The sequence below is a fragment of the Ruegeria sp. H9 genome, assembly GCF_056532915.1.
Map to the genome: position 1 here is coordinate 110764 of NZ_JBQFNX010000002.1, position 19046 is coordinate 129809.

Here is a 19046-nt window from a genome sequence, read left to right on the forward strand (position 1 = left end):
ATCTTTGCCCAATTTAAGTGGTCAAAGTAGCGCTTTATCGATGGGTTCTGTCGGCTGAGGGGCAGTGCCGCAGGAAGTCATCTGGCGCAGGTCGATTTCGATCATGCGGCAGATGGACGAGATCGGAACATCGGTTACGTCGCCTTCGAACGGGTCCTCCATCGAGGCGCTGACCCGCTCAGTCACGAAGAAAATCCAGCAAACCAACGCCCCGATCGGAGCAAAGACTGCCCAGTCAAGCAGAACGGATTTTGTTACCGAATAGCCCATCCCCGCGGTGATCGAGCGTTGGTCATTCAACGCCAGCGGTAACATGAAGATAAAAATATAGCTGAAGATGCGTCCGACCTCGGCGACCTGCCGTGGGAAGGGGGTATTCTTGATACGTTCGCTTTGGCCTTGCGCGTCTGCAAACCGTGCTAGCCGGTTCATCAGCGCCACATGCCAATAGGGGTCGATCTTGCCGGATTGCGCCAGTGATGAAAGCCGCTCACCCTGAAGAAACAACAGGTACGCGGCACGGTTGGATTTCCCTTCGAGCAGAGGCATATCAGCCGCCAGTTGGGTATCGCGCCAGCATTCGGGTTCCTGATGCAGCGCGATTTTGTCCACGACCGGTTTGTGTCCGAACATCCACGGGCGGCGGGCACGTCCATGCGTTGCGGGCTGGCGCAGTTGAAAGGCCAGCATGTTTAGCCAAGCGATATGACGCTCCAGCAACTCGCGGCGCATCTCGGGCGCAAGCGGCGTGCCGTCAGCCTGAACCAGATTGCTGATCGTATTGCCCCAATCGCGACTAGCGTTGACGATGTCCCCCCAAATCCTGCGGGCCTCGACCCAGCGGCCATAGGCCGAGGTGTTCTTGAAACCCAGAAAAAATGCCACTGCCAAACCCAGCATCGTGACCGGTGGGCTGGAGTTCGAGATCAACTCAAGCGGAGTTACTTCATCTACTAGTTCAAGCAGGAGTATCCAGGCCATGACGATGCAAATGAACCCGGCAGAGCCTTTGACCAGTTGCCGAAGTGTGATGCCGTGATGGAGAATCATGTGGCGCGCACCCGTCTTAGATTATGCTGTTTTCGCAAATACTAGCGGCCTGATCTTTGGTGCGTCTACGTGTTGGGTGCAGCAAGTTGCGGACTGGGGGCATAAAAAACACAAAGCCCCGCACGGGGCGGGGCTTTGCTGAGTTTGGTTTGGATGGCGGGATTAGTGCGCGTGGCCCTTGTCCCAGTCTTCCTGCTTGGGCAGCTGCTCGAACGTGTGTTCAGGCGGCGGCGTGGGCAGGGTCCATTCCAACGTATCCGCGTATTCGTTCCACGGGTTCGGGCGTGTCTCTTTCGCACCACGCAGCAGGGCGTAGATCACGATGCCGAAGAACAGCAGGAACGAGGCGAACGAGATGAACGCACCAATCGACGAAACGAAGTTCCACTGAGCAAACGCTTCAGGGTAGTCGATATAGCGGCGTGGCATGCCCTGACGGCCCAGGAAGTGCTGCGGGAAGAAGGTCAGGTTGGCGCCGATGAAGAACAGCCAGAAGTGAACCTTGCCCCAGAACTCGGAATACTGACGGCCCGTCATCTTCGAGAAGTAGAAGTACACGCCAGCGAAGATCGCGAAGACGGCACCCAAGCTCATCACGTAGTGGAAGTGCGCAACGACGTAGTAGGTGTCGTGATAGGCACGGTCCACGCCGGCCTGCGACAGCACAACGCCGGTCACACCACCAACGGTGAACAGGAACAGGAAGCCGAAGGCGAACAGCATCGGGGTTTTGAACTCGATCGAGCCGCCCCACATGGTCGCGATCCACGAGAAGACCTTAACGCCGGTCGGAACCGCGATGACCATCGTGGCCAGCATGAAGTAGGCCTGCTGGCGCAGCGACATGCCAACGGTGTACATGTGGTGCGCCCATACGACGAAGCCCAGCACACCGATCGCGATGATCGCCCAGACCATCGGCAGGTAGCCGAAGATTGGTTTGCGCGCGAAGGTCGCGATCACGTGGCTGATGATGCCAAAGCCGGGCAGGATCACAATGTACACTTCCGGGTGGCCAAAGAACCAAAGGATGTGCTGATACAGGATCGGATCACCACCACCAGCCGGATCAAAGAAGGTGAAGCCAAAGTTGCGGTCCATCAGCAGCATAGTGATTGCGCCTGCCAGAACCGGCAGCGACAGCAGAATCAGCCACGAAGTGACGAAGATCGACCAGCTGAACAGAGGCACCTTGAACAGTGTCATGCCCGGGGCACGCATGTTCAGGAAGGTGGTGATCATGTTGATCGCGCCGAGGATCGAGGAGGCGCCCGATACGTGCACGGCGAAGATCGCAAGGTCCATGGACATGCCGCCTTCGGTCGTCGACAGCGGTGGATACAGAACCCAGCCAACACCTGAACCAAGCTGGTCGTTACCACCGGGGCTGAGCAGCGAGGCGACGCCCAGCGAGGTGCCAGCGACATACAGCCAGAAGGACAGGTTGTTCATCCGCGGGAACGCCATATCCGGCGCACCGATCTGCAACGGCATGAAATAGTTGCCAAATCCGCCGAACAGGGCGGGGATGACAACGAAGAACATCATCAGAACACCGTGATAGGTGATCATCACGTTCCAGAGGTGACCGTTGGGGGTGCATGGATCGGCCATGAACCCTTCGAGGCACATATACTGAACACCGGGGTGCATCAGTTCGAGCCGCATATAGACAGTCATCAGAACCGAGATCAGACCGGCAAGGGCCGAAAAGACCAGGTAGAGAATCCCGATGTCCTTGTGGTTGGTCGACATGAACCAGCGGGTGAAAAAGCCGCGCTGATCTTCATGCTCGTGACCATGAATGGCTGCGTCTGCCATTAGGTGCCTCCTGTTGCAACTGTACCGCGCAGTCGGACCTCTCCAACGCGCGGGATTCATGCTGGTTTTAGATTGCGAAGGGGCGACCTTCAATGGTCGAGTTTGATCTGGATCAAGATTAATTGTCGCGGGCAGACTGTGCTGCGCGATAATCTGACCTCGGATGCGAGGGATTTGGGGATTCAGTCCGCGATTACAAGTGGTGACGGGGAAACCCGCTTGACCCGCATCAAGCGGCGGCTCAGAACAACGGGTAAGTCCAACACCGGAGGCCTGTAATGACCGCTTATGATCCCGAAAATGTCTTTGCCAAGATCCTGCGCGGAGAAATCCCGTCAAACCGTGTGTATGAAGACGACGACACCGTCGCGCTGATGGATATCATGCCCCGGGCGGACGGGCATTTGTTGGTGATCCCCAAAACCCCCTGTCGCAACATGCTGGATGCAACGCCCGAGCAACTGGCAGCGGTGATGGCGACGGTACAGAAGATGGCTCACGCTGTGAAAGAAGCGTTTGACGCTGATGGCGTCACCGTTCAGCAATTCAATGAGGCCGCAGGCGGGCAAGAGGTATTTCACCTTCATGTGCATGTATTGCCGCGCCACGAGGGCGTCTCGATACGCCCACCCGGTAAAATGGGCGATTTTGACCTGATTGCTCAACACGCCGACAAGATCCGCGCGGCACTGACCTGATCCACCTTCGAAGCGAGCTGTCGCAGGCGTCGTGATCACCAAACGCATGGAGCACGACACTTGCGTAACAGCGCTGCCCGTCGCAGACCTGAGGAATACGGATCAGTCTTGTTCCATTCATTTCATGCGTGCGATCCGGGCTCGTAAAACATCAGGCTGCTGTCCGGCGATTTCATTAGCCCGGTTCAAGTTTTTCCATTTGCACTTTCGAGTGTGAGCAAAGCCTCTAATTAGGCCAGCGGGTGGCCAGATCTTGGCCATGGCGTACGCATTGCAACCGCCGCAGCGCGGTTTCGTCATAGCGGCGCCGATTACCCGCAATAGGTTCGAACGGCGGTAGAAGTCCAGAACCGGATCGTAGGTGCTTTGAATCCAGTGCGAAATGAGGGAGCCCCGATTGCATTCATTTTCGAAAACACCCCCTTGAACCTCTAGTCACTAGAGGAATTATGTAGCATGGTGATTCAGTAAATAGGACACACTAAAATGGCTCATCAGCATTCCCACAAAGGGCACAGCCACGCGCATGTTGATCCGCAGGCCGGAGATGCGCGCGTTGCCTGGGCCATCGCGGTCAATATGTTCTTGACGCTGGCACAGATTGTGGGCGGGGTTATTTCAGGTTCGCTCGCCTTGATTGCGGACGCCTTGCACAACCTGTCAGATGCGATTGCGCTGGTCATCGCATTCTTTGCTCGCAAGATCGCTCGTCGACCCGCAAACGCGCGTATGAGTTTCGGGTATGGCCGGGCCGAGGTTGTAGCGGCGCTGGTTAACTACACAACACTGATCGTTCTGTCGGTCTATCTGCTGTACGAAGGCGTAATGCGGTTTGTCGAGCCCGAGCCGGTTAATGGCTGGATCGTTGTCTGGATCGCTGGGATCGCATTGGTCGTCGACCTTGTCACCGCTATGCTGACCTATTCCATGTCCAAGGACAGCATGAATATTCGTGCGGCATTCCTGCACAATGTGGCCGATGCATTGGGGTCCGTCGCCGTGATTGTCGCAGGTACCGCTGTAATTGTCTTCAACTGGACTTGGGTCGACCCAGCGGTCACCATCATGATCTCACTTTACATCCTTTGGCACGTCAAATCCGAGATCGGTGAAACCATACGCGTTCTGATGTTGGGCGCGCCAACAGAATTGGATCCGGAAGAGGTCGCCACAGCCATTGAAGGCGTATCGGGCGTGGCAGGAGTTCACCACATCCATCTGTGGAGCATGCAGGAGCGTGAGCCCGCGCTGTCGGCGCATCTGGTCATCAAACCCGACGCACAAGATAGTGCCGAGGATATCCGGGTGATGGTCAAGCAGGTTCTGCAGAACAAGTTTGGGCTTGGTCATGTTACGCTTGAAATCGAAGCCAGCGGGCACGCTTGCGTCGGATCAACCCGATTTGGGCATCAACAGATTTAGGGGCCTAAAACGAGAATTGCCGTTCCGATATGGGGTCGGAACGGCAGACTCGTAACCAAACACTTTCACGGATTTCGCAGGGCAGCCCTGAGATCACCGGTTAACACACCACTCACTCATGAACGGTCATTACATACTATGTGGTCAGATGGCGTTTGTAAGGAGAGGATGTGAAGAATCCCTGAATTTGAGGCGAATTGAGGCCATTCAAAGGAATTTTCTGAATGATTTTCGAAACAGAGTGCCCCAAATACTAGCATTGTCTTTTGCGTATTCTGGCCAGATCTATCCGAATACGTGGAATCACCTATAAACTAGGCGCCCTCGGTGGCGAAGACCTCATCAAAGGTCTTTTTTAGCGCAACATCGACGTCATCCATGGTCACCGGCAACCCAAGATCGACCAGTGAGGTCACCCCGTGTTCCTGAATTCCGCAGGGCACGATTCCGGTGAAATGTGACAGGTCCGGCTCGACATTGATTGAGATGCCGTGAAAGCTGATCCATTTCCGCAGGCGAATGCCGATGGCCGCGATCTTGTCCTCGGCTGGCTGGCCGGTGATCGTCAGCGGCTTGTCTTGCCGTTGCACCCAGACGCCCACGCGGCCGTCGCGGATCTCACCGGTGACATTGAACTCGGCCAGAGCCGCAATCACCCATGCCTCAAGCTGCTGCACAAAGCGGCGCACATCATGACCGCGTTTGCCCACATCAAGCATGACGTAAACAACGCGCTGACCGGGGCCGTGATAGGTGTACTGTCCACCGCGCTTGCTTTCATAGACCGGAAAGCGATCCGGATCGGTCAGATCTTCTCGCTTGGCAGAAGTCCCAGCGGTATAAAGCGGAGGGTGTTCCAACAGCCAAATGCATTCGTCCGCCTCACCCGCTGCAATCGCGGCAACGCGCGCCTCCATGAAGGCAGTGGCCTCGTCGTAGTCGATTAGCCCGTCGGTAGTCTTCCATTCCATGCTCGTTCCTTAGACCGTCTGCGGGGCAGGGGGAAGGGGTCAGGCGGCCTCGGCCAGGCAGCGTTGCAGGACTTGCGCATAAGTGTCCGTGCCCTGTGCGCCGGTCAGCAGATATTTCCCTCCAAACACCATCGAAGGCACGCCCGAGATGCCTCGGCTGGTCCAGAAATCTTGTTTTTCACGCACCGGTTGGGCATGCGCACCTGATTCAAGTGCGGTTCGCGCCGCCTCCGGGTCGAACCCGGCCGTCTCGACCGCGCCCATCAACACTTCGACGTCAGAGACATCCTGTTGCTTGGTGAAATAGGTTTCGAACAGGGTCAGTTTCAGCGGATGCTGACGCCCCTGTGTTTCCGCCCAGTCAAGCAGTTGATGCGCGGCAAAGGTGTTCACGATTCTGCTGTCATCAGTGAAATTGAAGGTGAACCCAAGTTCAGTGCCCAACGCAGTCAACCGCTCGCGCGCCTGCTGGCTTTGTTCGGGCGTCGAGCCATATTTCTCGGCAATATGCTCCCTCAGATTCTGTCCCTCTGGCCCCATGTTGGGGTTCAGTTCGAACGGATGCCAGCGCAATCTGGCCAGCACATTCTCTTGCTTCAGTGCGGCATCGAGTTGACGAAAGCCGACAATACACCACGGACAGACCACATCCGAGACGACATCAATCTGCACTGTAGGGCGGGGATCGGGCGAGGGCATGGCTGCTCCAGATTGCATTGTATCGCGGTTAGATATGGCTAAAGCACGTGATTTCAATCGGCTGTGTTTTTGCCTCTTCACATCGCGCGGCTCAGCGTCTATACGCCCCTCTACCAAGTCATTGGCAGTGCGGTCGTGGCGGAATTGGTAGACGCGCAGCGTTGAGGTCGCTGTGGGGTAACACCCGTGGAAGTTCGAGTCTTCTCGACCGCACCAACATCCTGAGATCTTTACCCGAAATTGTCAGGTGAGACGGGCGCCCTGTTGGTTGAAGCGATAGGTTCGATCATGGGCGTAGCCGAAATGGACGGATTCACCAGCGTTGACCTGATGCTGGCCGAACAGGCGCGCGGTTATCTGGTGGTCTTGCATCATCGCGATCACGTTTGTGTCTCCACCCAGATGCTCAACATGGGTCACGTTTGCGGTCAGGGGGCCTTCGTCGGATAAGTACAAGTCCTCTGGGCGGATGCCCAATGTTGTGTCCGCGCTGTCGCCGATTACGCTGGCGGGGAAGAAATTCATCGACGGAGCGCCAAGGAAACCCGCGACGAACTGGTTGGCGGGGTTATTATATAGCTCCATCGGGCTGCCAACCTGTTCAACGCGCCCGTCGCGCAGGACGACGATCTTGTCGGCGAGTGTCATCGCCTCGGTCTGGTCGTGGGTGACGTAGATCATCGATGCATCGAGCTGCTGATGCAGGTTGGCGATTTCCAGTCGCGTATTCATACGCAGGGCGGCGTCCAGATTGGATAAAGGTTCGTCAAACAGAAACAGTTTGGGTTCACGCACGATGGCACGCCCGATGGCGACACGTTGGCGCTGGCCGCCTGACAGTTCTGAGGGGTAACGGTCGATATAGGGCTCAAGGTTCAGCATCTTGCTGGCCTTGGCGACGCGTTCTTCGATGACCTGCTTGCTCTGGCCTTCCTGTTTCAGTGCCAGCGACATGTTCTTGCGCACATTCAGGTGGGGATAGAGTGCATAGCTTTGGAACACCATCGCGATGCCGCGTTTCGAGGGGGGCGTAAGGTTCATCACCTCTTCGCCAATGCGCACTTCGCCCGAGGTCACGTCCTCCAGCCCCGCGATCACGCGTAGCAGGGTGGACTTGCCGCAACCCGAGGGGCCGACGAAAACGACGAACTCGCCATCTTCCACTTCGATGTTGATATCCTTAAGGACTTCGACTGTTCCGAAGGACTTGTTCACGTTTGTCAGCGTCAGGGCGGTCATGTGCGTGCCTCTTTCAGCGAAATGGGTTGGCCAGTGCGGATGCTTTCATCGGCAGCTAGACAGATGGCCAGCGATTGCACGGCGTCGTTCATATGGCGGGTCAGGTCGATGTCTTCAGTGATCGCACGCAACATATAGGCTTGCTCGGCGTCACAGAGTTCCTGATGGCCGGGTTCATCGGGCATGTCGATTGTCTGATCGCCTTCAGGGCGGTGAACCAGAAGGCCGCCGACCTTGGTGTGTCCGTCGATATCGGCGGATGCGCCCTTGTTTCCATCGGTGATCGAGACCGAGCCGTTGGGCGACACGATGTCTTTCACGAAGAACGCAGTTTCGGACATCATCGGGCCCCAACCAGCCTCATACCAGCCGACCGAGCCGTCCTCGAAGACCACCTGAAACTGGCCGTAGTTGTACATGTCTTCGGCGATCTCATCGCTTAGGCGCAGGCCCATGCCGTGGACTCGCACGGGGTCGGAGTCAGTGATCTGACACATCACGTCGACATAATGCACACCGCAATCGACGATGGGCGAGGTGGTCTGCATCAGAGCTTTGTGTGTTTCCCACTCGGCCCCGCTGCTTTGTTGGTTGAGATTCAGTCGGAAGACGTAAGGCCCGCCAAGGTCGCGCGCCTCGGCGATCAGGCGCATCCACGAAGGATGGTGGCGCAGGATGTAACCGATCACCAGTTTGCGGTCGGTTTCAATGGCCTTTTCGACAACGCGCTTGGCATCTGCCACAGTGGTCGCTAGCGGCTTTTCGACAAATACATGCGCCCCGGCCTCCATCGCCGCGCAGGCGAAATCGGCGTGGCTGTCGGAGTAGGTCGCCACGACCACCAGATCGGGCTTGGTCTCTGCCAGAGCGGTGTGAAAATCCGAATAGGCCGGATAGATCGACAGATCTGGATGATCCACGCGACCGGATCGGTTCACCAACCCAACAATCTGCGCGTCCGGGTGATGATGGTGGGCCAAAGCGTGGCTCAGCCCCATATTGCCGAGGCCAGCGATCAGAACTTTGGTCATTTGACTGCTCCTGAAGTAATGCCGCGGATCAGCTGGCGCGAGAAGATGACGTAGAGCACTAGTACCGGCAGGATTGCCATGCTGAGTGCCGACAGAACCGCGTTCCAGTCAGTGACGAACTGGCCGATGAAGACCTGGCTGCCCAGTGTCAGGGTTTTAGTCTCCTCAGCGGGCGCGAGGATCAGCGGGAACCAGAGGTCGTTCCAGATGGGGATCATGTTGAAAACGGCGACCGTTGCCATGGCGGGGCGGACCAGCGGCAGAACCAACCGGAAGAAGATGGTGTATTCGGACAGCCCATCGACGCGGCCTGCGTTCTTCAGGTCGTCTGAGACCTGTCGCATGAATTCGGACAGTATGAACACGGCTAGCGGCAGCCCTTGTGCAGTATAGACAAGGATCAGCGCCCAGAGGGTGTTCACCAACCCGGTGGCAACCATCATCTCAAGTATCGCAACAGTGCCGATGCGGATCGGGATCATGATCCCAAGGGCCAGATAGAGGCCCATCAGGGTGTTGCCTTTGAACTTGTACTCGCTCAGGGCAAAGGCAGCCATGGCGCCAAATAGCAGAACGAAGGCCAGCGACACCACGGTCACGATCAGCGAGTTCTGGAAATAAAGGAAGAAATCCCCTTGTTTCATCACCGTCTGGTAACCGATCAGCGAGAAGCTTTCGGCATCGGGCAGGGCGAGTGGCTCGCGGAAAATCGAGCGTCGGGTTTTGAAGCTGTTGATGATGATCACGAAGACCGGGAAGAGGGCAATCAACGTGTAGAGGATCAGCGCCCCGTGCATGGCGGCCGTGTTCAGCGGGTTATGGCGTGCTTTGTTCATGCGTTCACCCTCACAGCTGATACCGGCGCATCCGGGTCTGGATGCCGAAGAGGTAGATGCAGACACCCACAAGGATGATCGCGAACATGGCGCCAGCGATGGCGGAGCCCATATGCGGGTCGCCCAGTTGCAGTTGGAAGCCAAAGAAGGTGCGGTACATGAAGGTGCCTAGGATATCGGTTGAGAAATCCGGCCCTGCCAGCGCACCTTGCGAGACGTAGATCAGGTCGAACGCGTTGAAATTGCCGACGAATGTCAGGATCGAGATGATGCCAATCGAGGGAATGATCAACGGCAGCTTGATCTTCCAGAACGCCGAAGCGCCAGTGATGCCGTCTATTTCTCCAGCTTCAAGGATCTCTTCGGGGATCGACAGCAGGGCGGCGTAGATCAACATCATCGGGATGCCGACGAATTGCCAGACCGAGACAAGTGCCAGTGTCGTCAGCGCGTATTCTTCCTTGCCCAGCCATGGTGCAAACAGCGACTTCAGACCAATGGCGTCCAGCATTGAAGGTGCGATGCCCCAAAGCGGGGACAATATCAGCTTCCACGCGAAACCGACGATCACAAAGCTCAGAATGGTCGGAATGAAGATCGCGGACCGATAGAGCGCGGCAAACCGCAAGCGTGGATGCGACAGAAGCGCGGCCAAAGCGATGCCGATGGGGTTCTGAACCAGCATGTGGATCAGGAAGAACCAGAAGTTGTTGCCCAAAGCGTTCCAGAACTGCTCGGACCAGATCGGATCGAAGAACAGGGTGCGGAAATTCTGCAAGCCCACGTAGATACGTGTCTGATCAACCTCGGAGAACAGTGCGAGGCGCAGTGTGTTGAACAAGGGGAAGATCATCACTGCCGTGTAGACCAGCACCGCAGGGGCGAGGAAAACGGCAATGTGCCAGCGTATGCGGCGGGTCTGCATGGGAATCTCCGGGGGAAAGGTCCGGACGCGACGCGGTAGCCGCGTCCGGTGTGAGTGGCCTAGTTGTTACTGATGCGGTGCGTACCAGCTGGCCAGACCGTCTTGCAGTTGCTGACCCAGCGCTTCGGGTGTCTCGGCACCCTTGATGGCTGCAACGGATGCACCCCAAGTCTCGTTTTCTAGGTTCGGTGTGCCGCGCGACAGGATTTGGTAGGTCGAGCGGATTGTGCTTTCGCACTCATCCCGCCAACCGACGATTTCCTTGGCCAGTGGGTCTTCCAACTCGACCGGAGTGCTGGACAGCGGGAAGAAGCCGGGTAGGGCGTTACCGAAGATGCTGGCGAACTCCGGGCTTGCGACCCAAGCCAGGAAGGTGCGCGCAGCTTCCTGGTTCTCGCTCGCCGCGTTCATGCCGATGCCGATATCGGTGTGGTCCGAAATATAGCAGGTGTCGCCCGCGTTCTGGACCGGTGGCTTAAAGGCGCCCATTTCGAAATCGGCCTGCGTGTTGAAGCCCGAGATTTCCCAGCTGCCTGCTGGATAGACCGCTGCACGACCCAGCGTGAACAGGTTCTGGCTGTCGGGATAGGTTTGCGCTTCATACCCGTCGCCGAGATAGTCGGCCCACTTGGCCAGTGTCGCATACGGGGCGACCCACTGGGGGTCGGTCAGCTTCTGCTCGCCCTTGATCAGCGCCTGACGGCCTTCTTCACCTTTCCAGTAGTTCGGGCCGATATTGTTATAGCCCATCGTTGCGGCTTCCCACTGGTCATTGGTGCCCATCGCCATCGGGATATAGGTACCGTCTTCCTTGATCTTATCGAGGGCGGCAAAGAACTCAGCTTCGGTAGTTGGAACTTCGATGCCCAACTCATTGAACGCATCCTTGTTGTAGATGAAGCCGTGAATCACTGACGCCATCGGGACGCAGAAACTGGCCGAACCGTCATCGGTTTGCCACGCAGATTTGGCCACGTCCGAGAAATTTCCCATGGCCTCAAGATCAGACAGATCGGTCAGGTGCCCCGACTCGTATAGCGCAAGCGAGGCATCAAACGGACGGCAGGTAATCAGATCGCCAGCCGAACCGGCCTCGAGCTTCGAGTTCAAGACAGCGTTGTATTCTGCCGGTGCTGAGGGCGAGAAGATCACTTTGATGCCGGGATTCTCGGCCTCGAACGCTGGAATGATCTTTTCCTGCCACAACGCCAGATCGTCGTTTCGCCAACTTTCGATGGTCAAAGTGGCCTCTTGCGCATAGGCGCTTGTGACCAGCGCCGTGCTCATCAAGGCAAGGCTAAGAACTTTGCGTGTCATTTGATATCTCCCAGGTTGATGGTTTCTTGGTTTTGTTTCATCCGCTCCAGCGCAGGGCGGAGGTGATCGTCGGTGTTGTTTAGCATTGCTTGCGCCGCGTCCAGGGACCCTGCGCCTACAGCCAAAAGGGCCGCGCATTTGAGGTTGCCCTCTGCCGCAGTCAACGCCTTTGTAGCCTGCGCCGAGGAAACGCCGGTCAACTGACAGACGATCCCGTTGGCTCGGGCGCGTAGCTTGTCATTGTCAGCGCGCAAATTGATCATCATGCCGTCCTGAATATGCCCCAGCTCCATCGCCATCAGCGTCGAAAGCATGTTCAGTGCGATTTTCTGCGCTGTACCAGCACCCATGCGGGTAGAGCCCGAGATCAGTTCAGGTGGTGTCGAAAGCAGGATTGGATGGTCAGAAAGCTGCAACAGTTCGGTGCCCCCGTTATTGGCAATGCCGATAACTGTGGCGCCTCTGTCCCGCGCGATCCGCGCTGCTGCGGTTGTGTACGGTGTGGTTCCGCTGGCCGAGACGGTGATCAAGGTGTCTTTGGCAGAAAGATCGGCCAGGTCTCGGGCAAGGCTGTCGGTGGCATCTTCGACATCTCCCGGCATCTCAACTCCTGAGGGCAATCCACCTGCCATGTGGATGCGAATCTGGCGGGCTGGTATCGAAAAAGTTCCCCCGAGTTCCAGCGCATCCGAGGCGGCCATCAAGCCGGAAGAGCCTGCCGCCAAATAGCGCAAAACCCCGCCCGATCGGATGGATTGCGCCATAGCTTTTGCGCCTGCGCAGAGGGTGGGCAGCGAGGAAAGCGGGGCAGCGGCAGCGTCGGCTTGCGAGCGGGCCAGCAGCTCGGCCACTTCAGTCAGCGGTCGGGCGTCAAGTCCGATCGCGTCTTGATGTAGCTGTTCGGTAACTGGCTTGGTCACGTGATTCTCCCCCGAGATTTTGAATATCATACCTTTTAGATACCATTAGTCTACCATTTTATTTTTACGCCCACTATTTTCAAGATTTAGATGAATATTACTGCGTTATAGCGTAATTTGGTCTTCAAAATTAGAAATAGGTATTATAAAGGTATCTCCATGAGTCGTCCTTCTGATACCATTGTGCTGGCCGCTGATGGCGGTGGAACACGCTGCCGTCTTGCTGTTTCAGACGGCTCTGCGGTTCAGTGTGTCGAGGTTGGTGCGGCAAATGTATCAACCGATTTTGACGCAGCCTGCGCTGAGTTGATGCAAGGAATTGCTGCTTTGGCCCGACGTGCCGGACTAGAGGCAACTCAAATCGCTCGTGCGCCAGCCTACTTGGGGCTGGCCGGTATCACGGGGCGCGCGCTGGCTGATCGGCTGGCAGAAAAGCTGCCATTTGACCATGTTCTGATTGAAGATGACAGGCCCGCCGCATTACGTGGTGCGTTGGGTTCGAAAGACGGTTTCGTAGCGCATTGCGGAACGGGTTCTTTTCTGGCGGTCCAGAATGGGGATCGCAGGTCATTTGCCGGGGGCTGGGGACCTGTTCTCGGAGATCAGGCCTCGGCGCAATGGGTTGGGCGGCAGGCTTTGGCCCGTACGCTTGACTGTGTGGACGCTCTGAAGCCTGCGTCTGAATTGGCGGACAGCCTGTTGTCGCGTTTTGATGGCGCTGCTGGGATTGTCAGGGCCGCCTCCAAGATGTCGCCTACCGAGTTCGGAGCGCTGGCGCCTGTTGTCACGCAACACGCAAAGCAAGGGGATGCGCTTGCGCTGTCGATCATGGAGGATAGTGCGCAGTATTTGGCGGATCAGATGTTGGCGATGGGCTGGTTGCCCGGCCTTTCGATCTGCCTGACCGGCGGCATCGGCCCGCAATATGCGGAATTTCTGCCTGCGCCAATGCAACTGGAATTGACCGCCCCACTAGGTGATCCGTTATCCGGTGCCATCGCGTTGGCCCACGCCTTTCAAAAGGAGACCCGACATGAGCGTTGCTGACTTCCTGCGGCCCGAGGGTTGGCTGGGTCAGACTGCCGGTCCGCGTTACGTGCAGTTGCGGCAGCGGCTGGAGCAGGGGATCGAAGAGGGTATTCTGGCCCCGAACAGTTCGCTTCCGCCCGAGCGCGAGATTGCCGAACTGACGGACCTGTCGCGGGTGACGGTCCGCAAGGCGATTCAGGAACTTGTGCGCAAAGGCGCGATTGAACAGCGGCAAGGCTCGGGGTCATTCGTGCGTCAAGCGGTTGCACGGGTTGAGCAGTCGCTGTCGCACCTGACCTCGTTTACCGAAGACATGGAGAGGCGCGGTTTTGAAACGACATCAACCTGGTTGGAGCGCGGAATATTCCTGCCGTCACCTGATGAAATGCTGGCGCTGGGCCTATCGGCGAGTGATCAGGTCGCCCGCATTCATCGTCTGCGCGCGGCTGGCGGGCGACCGATGGCGCTGGAACGCGCGGCGTTGCCGCTGGATATATTACCTAACCCGACTGAGGTTACCGGATCGCTCTACGCCTTTCTCGAACACTCGGGCAATCGCCCGGTGCGTGCGATCCAGAAAATCTCGGCCATCAATCTCGAAGCAACCGAGGCTGGATTGCTGGACGTTGCTGAAGGTACGGCGGGGCTGCGCATTCAGCGGACCTCGTATCTAGAAAGCGGGCGCGTTGCTGAACTGACCCGATCCATCTATCACGGCGATGCCTACGATTTCGTAGCAGAGCTGCGTCTGTCAACCTGAAAGGCGGGGCTCATGTCCAGCGATACAACTCAAATGCGGCAGGAAATCAATGAGATACCTTTTGCCGTTGATCGGCTTCTCACTGATGGGACCACGGCGATTACAAAGACCGCAAGCGCGATCCGCGCGCACGATCCCGGCTTCCTGATTTCGGTTGCGCGAGGTTCGTCGGACCATGCCTGCAGCTATCTGAAATACGCTTCGGAACTGCTGCTGGGCCTGCCCATGGCCTCGGTTGGGCCGAGCGTGAAATCGATCTACGGGGTCGATATGCGATGCCCCGGGGCGCTGTGTATTTCGGTATCCCAATCGGGTCAAAGCCCCGATATCGTACAGCTGACGAAGTCCCTGACAGAAGGCGGCGCGTATTCGGTGGCGATCACGAACGATACCACGTCTGCACTGGCCCAGAACGCCACCTCGGCTCTGCCCATCCTTGCAGGCCCCGAGCTTAGCGTGGCTGCCACCAAGACTTTCGTCACCTCTCTGGTCGCCGGGCTTTGGTTGCTGGCCGAGGTCAAGGGCGACGATACCTTGCTGGCTGCAATTCACAAATTGCCGGAAGATTTATCGCGGGCGATCACCTGCGATTGGAGCGCGGTGGTCGAGGCAGTCGATGGCCAATCCCTGTTCACTTTGGGACGTGGGATGTCCTGGGCAATTTCGAATGAGGCGGCGCTGAAATTCAAGGAAACCTGCCAGATTCATGCGGAAAGCTATTCCTCGGCCGAAGTTCTGCATGGCCCGGTTTCGATCGTGGATCAGGGCTTTCCGGTGATTGCGTTCTCGTCCGGAGACGCGGCTGAGGCCAACATCGCCGAAATCGCCGATGCGCTCGCAGCCAAGGGCGCAAAAGTCTTCGCAACGACCAATCAGGTGTCTGATGCCGTGAGGCTACCACATGTCCGCACCACGCACTGGATGACAGATCCGGTAGCCTCAATCGCTTCGTTCTACGGTATGGTCGAAACTGTGGCCACGCGCCGGGGCATCAATCCCGATGCACCGCGTCACCTGCGGAAAGTGACGGAGACGGTATGACCGATGCGACGATCACCTTCGCGGGCGGGCCTATCTTTGATGGTAAAACCCTGAAGGACGGCCACGCCGCCCGTTTCGTCGGCGGGCTGCTCGACAGTATTTTGCCCGAAGCCGAGTTGCCTTCGGATGAGATGGTTCAGGATCTGTCGGGCGATATTTTAAGCCCCGGCTATGTAGATTTGCAGGTGAATGGCGGCGGAGGCGTTATGTTCAACGACGATCCATCGGTCGAGACATTACAGCGTATTGCGGCGGCTCATCGCAAGCTTGGCGCGACGTCGATCCTTCCGACGCTGATCACGGACACGCCCGAAAAGACAACGGCTGCCATTTCTGCTGCTTCTCAGGCCATTCAGCGCGGAGTTCAGGGGATTGTCGGCTTGCATCTTGAGGGGCCGCATCTCTCGGTGCGACGCAAGGGCGCGCATGACGGCGGGCTGATCCGCCGGATGCAGGACGCTGATCTTGCACAGCTGATAGAAGCGGCAGGGGCGTTGCCTGCATTGATGGTTACGCTTGCGCCTGAAAGTGTCACGATTGCTCAGGTCGAAACGCTCAGCAAGGCGGGGGTCATCGTGTCGTTGGGGCACAGTGATGCCGAGTTTCAGACCTGCGTGGCTTACGCACAGGCGGGCGCGCACTGCGCCACCCATTTGTTTAACGCGATGAGTCAGTTGGGCAACCGCGAACCGGGGCTGGTTGGCGCAGTCTTGTCCAGCGGTGCGATGTCTGCCGGGTTGATAGCGGATGCAATCCATGTTCACCCGCAGACGATGCGCGCCGCCTTTGCAGCTAAACAGGGGCCGGGGCATCTGTTTCTGGTGAGCGACGCGATGGCCGTTGCTGGAACGGATCTGCAGGAATTCAAGTTGGAAGGGCGTGTCATCCAACGTGAAAACAGCAGGCTGACCTTACCGGATGGAACCCTGGCCGGGGCCGATCTGAACCTGACCACCGCGCTGCGCGTGTTGACAACGGATGTCGGCGTTTCACTGACGGACGCCTTGGCAGCGGCCACACGCATTCCGGCGGATATCATTTCCCAGCGCTCAATCGCGCGCCTGAACTTGATCTCGCAGGCCATTCGCATTTCTCCGGATTTGTCGCAGGCCCGTCCGGCGGTTGCTTAACCTTGTGTTGCAACAAATTGCGAAACACCGCGTTTTTCACATCTCGCCTCAACTGTAGCGGTTGTGTAAGACCTTAGGCGAACGTGGTTTGGGAATGTCTGTATGTATCAGATAATTGGAATAGTTGGCAGGGCATCGACCACCCGGATCGCGCAATGATCCAAACGCGTGGCGTTTTCATTGGTCAGCGTACGGATTGTTTGGGCGCGCGCCTGCTGATGATCCTGACCTGTATCCGTCTGGCCGAAGACTTTGGGACAGACTACCGGGTGAATTGGTTCCCGCAAGGCGCCGATGCGCCGGAGTTGGATCATCCCGAGGAGTTATTCACCAAAGACTGGATGGATGCGCATTTCCTTGATCAGGCAGAGTTCGACGCGATAAGCGCGACCGCTCTGCCAATTTGGGCCTTCCAGAACGATCCATCGCCCGAGCGGCTGATCGACCATTTGGCGTCTGGCCGTTCGGTTCTGGTCGAAGAAGCGAGCGAGATATTGGCCTTCCTGTGGGAAGAGATCGAAACCATCCGTCCCCGCTATCGCGATTTCATACATAGCGTAGGATTTGTGGATGAGGTTCGTCAGATCATGGATCGCGCGGATCAGAAGCTCTCGGGGCAGGGGGGTTCGGCTTACCACATTCGGCGCGGAGAAATCCTGAACGGATTACCATGGAAGCATTCGATCTGGCCCGCCAAGATCGAACCTGACGAGTTTTACGAGGCCCATCTGGAGAAATCCAAGGGCCAGACGGCGATCATGTTTTCGGATCAGCCAGAGGTGATAGACCGTTTCAAGCAACGGTTTCCGGAGCTCATGCAGATGTCGGATATCGCTGATCTGTCGGCTCTGACCCGGGCGCAGCGGGACTTTCTGGAGCTTTTTGCGATGTCACGGGCGGATCAGGTGATCGCGCCACACATATCTGGCTTTTCAATGGCTTCAGCCCGGATTTCGGGGCAGCAGCGTAAAGTGTTCCGCGATGTATTGTCCAAGGATGAGATGCAAGCGGCCAATGCGCGGTTCATCGAACGGGTTGCGAAGGGGCCATCGGTCTTTCCAAATCCCTCAGAGGCGGCGCATATCTATTCAAAGGCGGTGCAATATCTGTCAGCGCAGGATCGCTGCGAAGAGGCGTATGATAATGCGAAACCTATTCTGGACGCCGGGGCCGACAACGCCTTTATGCCACTTCTGCAATCCCTGAACTGTTTTTACCTGTCGAAGTGGCAGGAAAGCGAGGCACTTGCCAAAGAGGGATTGCAGAACCCGCATCTCTGGCCCGAAGACTATTCTGTTTTGTGCGCCTTGCGTGGCGCTGTTCTCGGCATGCAAGGCAAGCGTGTTGCGGCGACGCTGCACTTTGCTAAAGCGTTCTGGTCCAAACCCTTACGGCCGGATGTTGTGGTGCTGGGGTCCAGAATGCTCTACCGCGCCCAACTTGCGCTTAGGCTAATGCCGCCTGTGGATTGGTCGTTGCAGAAGGTCGTTCGGCAACGCCGATTTCCACCGTTCAATAACCTGTATCTGGTTCAGCGCAATGTTGTTGTCAGGCGTCCTTGCAACTTCGATTTCATACTCTTGGATTGGGCCGAGTTGGCGCTGGATCAACGCGCAAGTCGTATCTTTGATCACCAACAAAGATTGGAAGCGCTTTCTACCTCACTCGATGAGGTTCACGACGTACCAGCAGACGACCCGCGATTCTTGGGCGCCAGGGTGATACTACAGAGACATCTGGGGGAATTGTCCGGGGCCCAAGCCATTGATAAAACCCGCCAGATCGTAGCTGGTGTGCCGGAAAGTGCCTTGTACCAAAAGCGGCTGTCCGAACTTTACGAAGCAGAAGGCGATACCGTAGCTGCGCATCGAACGATGTCAGAGGCGCTAGCTTGTGACCCGGAAAGCCCGTTTCTTCTGTTTGCCATGGGGCGCTTGCTAGAGCGGACGGGCAAGATCGGGCAGGGCGAGAAGCTTATTCTGAAAGCTGCCGATCTTGATGACGTGACCGTCGTTATTCAGGGCATGGCGGGCCAGATACACATGCGGCGCGGGAACAAGAACAAGGCACGTCCCTATCTTGAGAAAGCGCGCGATCTCTATCCGCCCCACAAGCGGTTTACCAATCAACTGAATCGACTTTCGGGTCAGGCGTAAA

Annotated in this window: 17 protein-coding genes and 1 tRNA gene; 8 read left to right on the forward strand and 10 right to left on the reverse strand. The window is 57.3% G+C overall.

Annotation, left to right across the window (positions count from 1 at the left end; genetic code table 11):
* Positions 1-21 precede the first annotated feature (21 nt).
* Together ACR0CZ_RS09130 and ctaD are read right to left on the reverse strand one after the other, a co-directional pair.
* Positions 22-981, reverse strand: coding sequence for a bestrophin family protein (locus tag ACR0CZ_RS09130; RefSeq protein ID WP_480536962.1), 960 nt, complete (start codon positions 979-981; stop codon positions 22-24).
* Positions 982-1212: 231 nt separating this feature from the next.
* Complete coding sequence (ctaD, locus tag ACR0CZ_RS09135) at positions 1213-2871, reverse strand: cytochrome c oxidase subunit I (RefSeq protein WP_170393460.1); 1659 nt, start codon at positions 2869-2871, stop codon at positions 1213-1215.
* 278 nt (positions 2872-3149) lie between these two features.
* On the opposite strand from ctaD, the gene ACR0CZ_RS09140 reads away from it, so the two are divergent.
* Both ACR0CZ_RS09140 and ACR0CZ_RS09145 read left to right on the forward strand, forming a co-directional pair.
* Positions 3150-3569 carry an HIT family protein gene (locus tag ACR0CZ_RS09140; RefSeq protein ID WP_170393458.1) on the forward strand — a complete coding sequence of 140 codons (420 nt, stop codon included), beginning with the start codon at positions 3150-3152 and terminating at the stop codon, positions 3567-3569.
* 486 nt (positions 3570-4055) lie between these two features.
* Positions 4056-4991 carry a cation diffusion facilitator family transporter gene (locus ACR0CZ_RS09145; protein WP_170393456.1) on the forward strand — a complete coding sequence of 312 codons (936 nt, stop codon included), beginning with the start codon at positions 4056-4058 and terminating at the stop codon, positions 4989-4991.
* A gap of 314 nt (positions 4992-5305) precedes the next feature.
* Here ACR0CZ_RS09145 and lipB read toward each other — a convergent pair whose 3' ends face one another.
* Complete coding sequence (gene lipB, locus ACR0CZ_RS09150; protein WP_170393453.1) at positions 5306-5962, reverse strand: lipoyl(octanoyl) transferase LipB; 657 nt, start codon at positions 5960-5962, stop codon at positions 5306-5308.
* A 39-nt stretch (positions 5963-6001) separates the two neighbouring features.
* Positions 6002-6661, reverse strand: coding sequence for a DsbA family oxidoreductase (locus tag ACR0CZ_RS09155; RefSeq protein ID WP_170393451.1), 660 nt, complete (start codon positions 6659-6661; stop codon positions 6002-6004).
* A 129-nt stretch (positions 6662-6790) separates the two neighbouring features.
* Between ACR0CZ_RS09155 and ACR0CZ_RS09160 the strand changes: the two genes are divergently transcribed.
* Positions 6791-6877: transfer RNA gene (locus ACR0CZ_RS09160), tRNA-Leu, on the forward strand.
* A 27-nt stretch (positions 6878-6904) separates the two neighbouring features.
* On the opposite strand, the gene ACR0CZ_RS09165 is transcribed toward ACR0CZ_RS09160, so the two are convergent.
* The 6 genes from ACR0CZ_RS09165 to ACR0CZ_RS09190 form a co-directional block, all read right to left on the reverse strand.
* Positions 6905-7900 carry an ABC transporter ATP-binding protein gene (locus tag ACR0CZ_RS09165; RefSeq protein WP_170393449.1) on the reverse strand — a complete coding sequence of 332 codons (996 nt, stop codon included), beginning with the start codon at positions 7898-7900 and terminating at the stop codon, positions 6905-6907.
* Positions 7897-8931 carry a Gfo/Idh/MocA family protein gene (locus ACR0CZ_RS09170; protein WP_170393447.1) on the reverse strand — a complete coding sequence of 345 codons (1035 nt, stop codon included), beginning with the start codon at positions 8929-8931 and terminating at the stop codon, positions 7897-7899. The genes ACR0CZ_RS09165 and ACR0CZ_RS09170 overlap by 4 nt, the downstream gene beginning before the upstream one ends.
* Positions 8928-9767 (reverse strand): carbohydrate ABC transporter permease, encoded by an 840-nt coding sequence (locus ACR0CZ_RS09175; protein ID WP_170393445.1) that lies wholly within the window; start codon positions 9765-9767, stop codon positions 8928-8930. The genes ACR0CZ_RS09170 and ACR0CZ_RS09175 overlap by 4 nt, the downstream gene beginning before the upstream one ends.
* A gap of 10 nt (positions 9768-9777) precedes the next feature.
* Complete coding sequence (locus ACR0CZ_RS09180) at positions 9778-10692, reverse strand: carbohydrate ABC transporter permease (protein WP_170393443.1); 915 nt, start codon at positions 10690-10692, stop codon at positions 9778-9780.
* Positions 10693-10758: 66 nt separating this feature from the next.
* The gene (locus tag ACR0CZ_RS09185) at positions 10759-12009 is read right to left on the reverse strand and encodes an ABC transporter substrate-binding protein (protein WP_170393441.1); all 1251 of its coding nucleotides are present in this window, start codon (positions 12007-12009) and stop codon (positions 10759-10761) included.
* The gene (locus ACR0CZ_RS09190) at positions 12006-12929 is read right to left on the reverse strand and encodes an N-acetylmuramic acid 6-phosphate etherase (RefSeq protein WP_170393438.1); all 924 of its coding nucleotides are present in this window, start codon (positions 12927-12929) and stop codon (positions 12006-12008) included. The genes ACR0CZ_RS09185 and ACR0CZ_RS09190 overlap by 4 nt, the downstream gene beginning before the upstream one ends.
* 159 nt (positions 12930-13088) lie before the next feature.
* Here ACR0CZ_RS09190 and ACR0CZ_RS09195 point away from each other — a divergent pair, with 159 nt between their 5' ends.
* The 5 genes from ACR0CZ_RS09195 (at position 13089) to ACR0CZ_RS09215 (ending at position 19045) form a co-directional block, all read left to right on the forward strand.
* Positions 13089-13976 carry a BadF/BadG/BcrA/BcrD ATPase family protein gene (locus tag ACR0CZ_RS09195; protein ID WP_170393436.1) on the forward strand — a complete coding sequence of 296 codons (888 nt, stop codon included), beginning with the start codon at positions 13089-13091 and terminating at the stop codon, positions 13974-13976.
* Positions 13963-14718 carry a GntR family transcriptional regulator gene (locus tag ACR0CZ_RS09200; RefSeq protein WP_170393434.1) on the forward strand — a complete coding sequence of 252 codons (756 nt, stop codon included), beginning with the start codon at positions 13963-13965 and terminating at the stop codon, positions 14716-14718. The genes ACR0CZ_RS09195 and ACR0CZ_RS09200 overlap by 14 nt, the downstream gene beginning before the upstream one ends.
* Positions 14719-14730: 12 nt before the next feature.
* Entirely contained in the window at positions 14731-15759 is a 1029-nt protein-coding gene (locus ACR0CZ_RS09205; RefSeq protein ID WP_170393432.1) for an SIS domain-containing protein, read from the forward strand.
* A complete protein-coding gene (gene nagA, locus ACR0CZ_RS09210; RefSeq protein WP_170393430.1) occupies positions 15756-16889 on the forward strand; it encodes an N-acetylglucosamine-6-phosphate deacetylase in 1134 nt (377 codons plus the stop codon). Before ACR0CZ_RS09205 ends, nagA begins: the two co-directional genes overlap by 4 nt.
* A 155-nt stretch (positions 16890-17044) precedes the next feature.
* Entirely contained in the window at positions 17045-19045 is a 2001-nt protein-coding gene (locus tag ACR0CZ_RS09215) for a hypothetical protein (RefSeq protein WP_170393429.1), read from the forward strand.
* Position 19046 lies beyond the last annotated feature (1 nt).

Excerpts from the sequence above, each read along its gene's own strand:
- ACR0CZ_RS09130 (WP_480536962.1), bottom strand. The coding sequence starts at position 981 with ATGGCCTGGATACTCCTGCTTGAACTAGTAGATGAAGTAACTCCGCTT.
- ctaD (WP_170393460.1), bottom strand. The coding sequence starts at position 2,871 with ATGGCAGACGCAGCCATTCATGGTCACGAGCATGAAGATCAGCGCGGC.
- ACR0CZ_RS09140 (WP_170393458.1), top strand. The coding sequence starts at position 3,150 with ATGACCGCTTATGATCCCGAAAATGTCTTTGCCAAGATCCTGCGCGGA.
- ACR0CZ_RS09145 (WP_170393456.1), top strand. The coding sequence starts at position 4,056 with ATGGCTCATCAGCATTCCCACAAAGGGCACAGCCACGCGCATGTTGAT.
- lipB (WP_170393453.1), bottom strand. The coding sequence starts at position 5,962 with ATGGAATGGAAGACTACCGACGGGCTAATCGACTACGACGAGGCCACT.
- ACR0CZ_RS09155 (WP_170393451.1), bottom strand. The coding sequence starts at position 6,661 with ATGCCCTCGCCCGATCCCCGCCCTACAGTGCAGATTGATGTCGTCTCG.
- ACR0CZ_RS09165 (WP_170393449.1), bottom strand. The coding sequence starts at position 7,900 with ATGACCGCCCTGACGCTGACAAACGTGAACAAGTCCTTCGGAACAGTC.
- ACR0CZ_RS09170 (WP_170393447.1), bottom strand. The coding sequence starts at position 8,931 with ATGACCAAAGTTCTGATCGCTGGCCTCGGCAATATGGGGCTGAGCCAC.
- ACR0CZ_RS09175 (WP_170393445.1), bottom strand. The coding sequence starts at position 9,767 with ATGAACAAAGCACGCCATAACCCGCTGAACACGGCCGCCATGCACGGG.
- ACR0CZ_RS09180 (WP_170393443.1), bottom strand. The coding sequence starts at position 10,692 with ATGCAGACCCGCCGCATACGCTGGCACATTGCCGTTTTCCTCGCCCCT.
- ACR0CZ_RS09185 (WP_170393441.1), bottom strand. The coding sequence starts at position 12,009 with ATGACACGCAAAGTTCTTAGCCTTGCCTTGATGAGCACGGCGCTGGTC.
- ACR0CZ_RS09195 (WP_170393436.1), top strand. The coding sequence starts at position 13,089 with ATGAGTCGTCCTTCTGATACCATTGTGCTGGCCGCTGATGGCGGTGGA.
- ACR0CZ_RS09200 (WP_170393434.1), top strand. The coding sequence starts at position 13,963 with ATGAGCGTTGCTGACTTCCTGCGGCCCGAGGGTTGGCTGGGTCAGACT.
- ACR0CZ_RS09205 (WP_170393432.1), top strand. The coding sequence starts at position 14,731 with ATGTCCAGCGATACAACTCAAATGCGGCAGGAAATCAATGAGATACCT.
- nagA (WP_170393430.1), top strand. The coding sequence starts at position 15,756 with ATGACCGATGCGACGATCACCTTCGCGGGCGGGCCTATCTTTGATGGT.
- ACR0CZ_RS09215 (WP_170393429.1), top strand. The coding sequence starts at position 17,045 with ATGATCCAAACGCGTGGCGTTTTCATTGGTCAGCGTACGGATTGTTTG.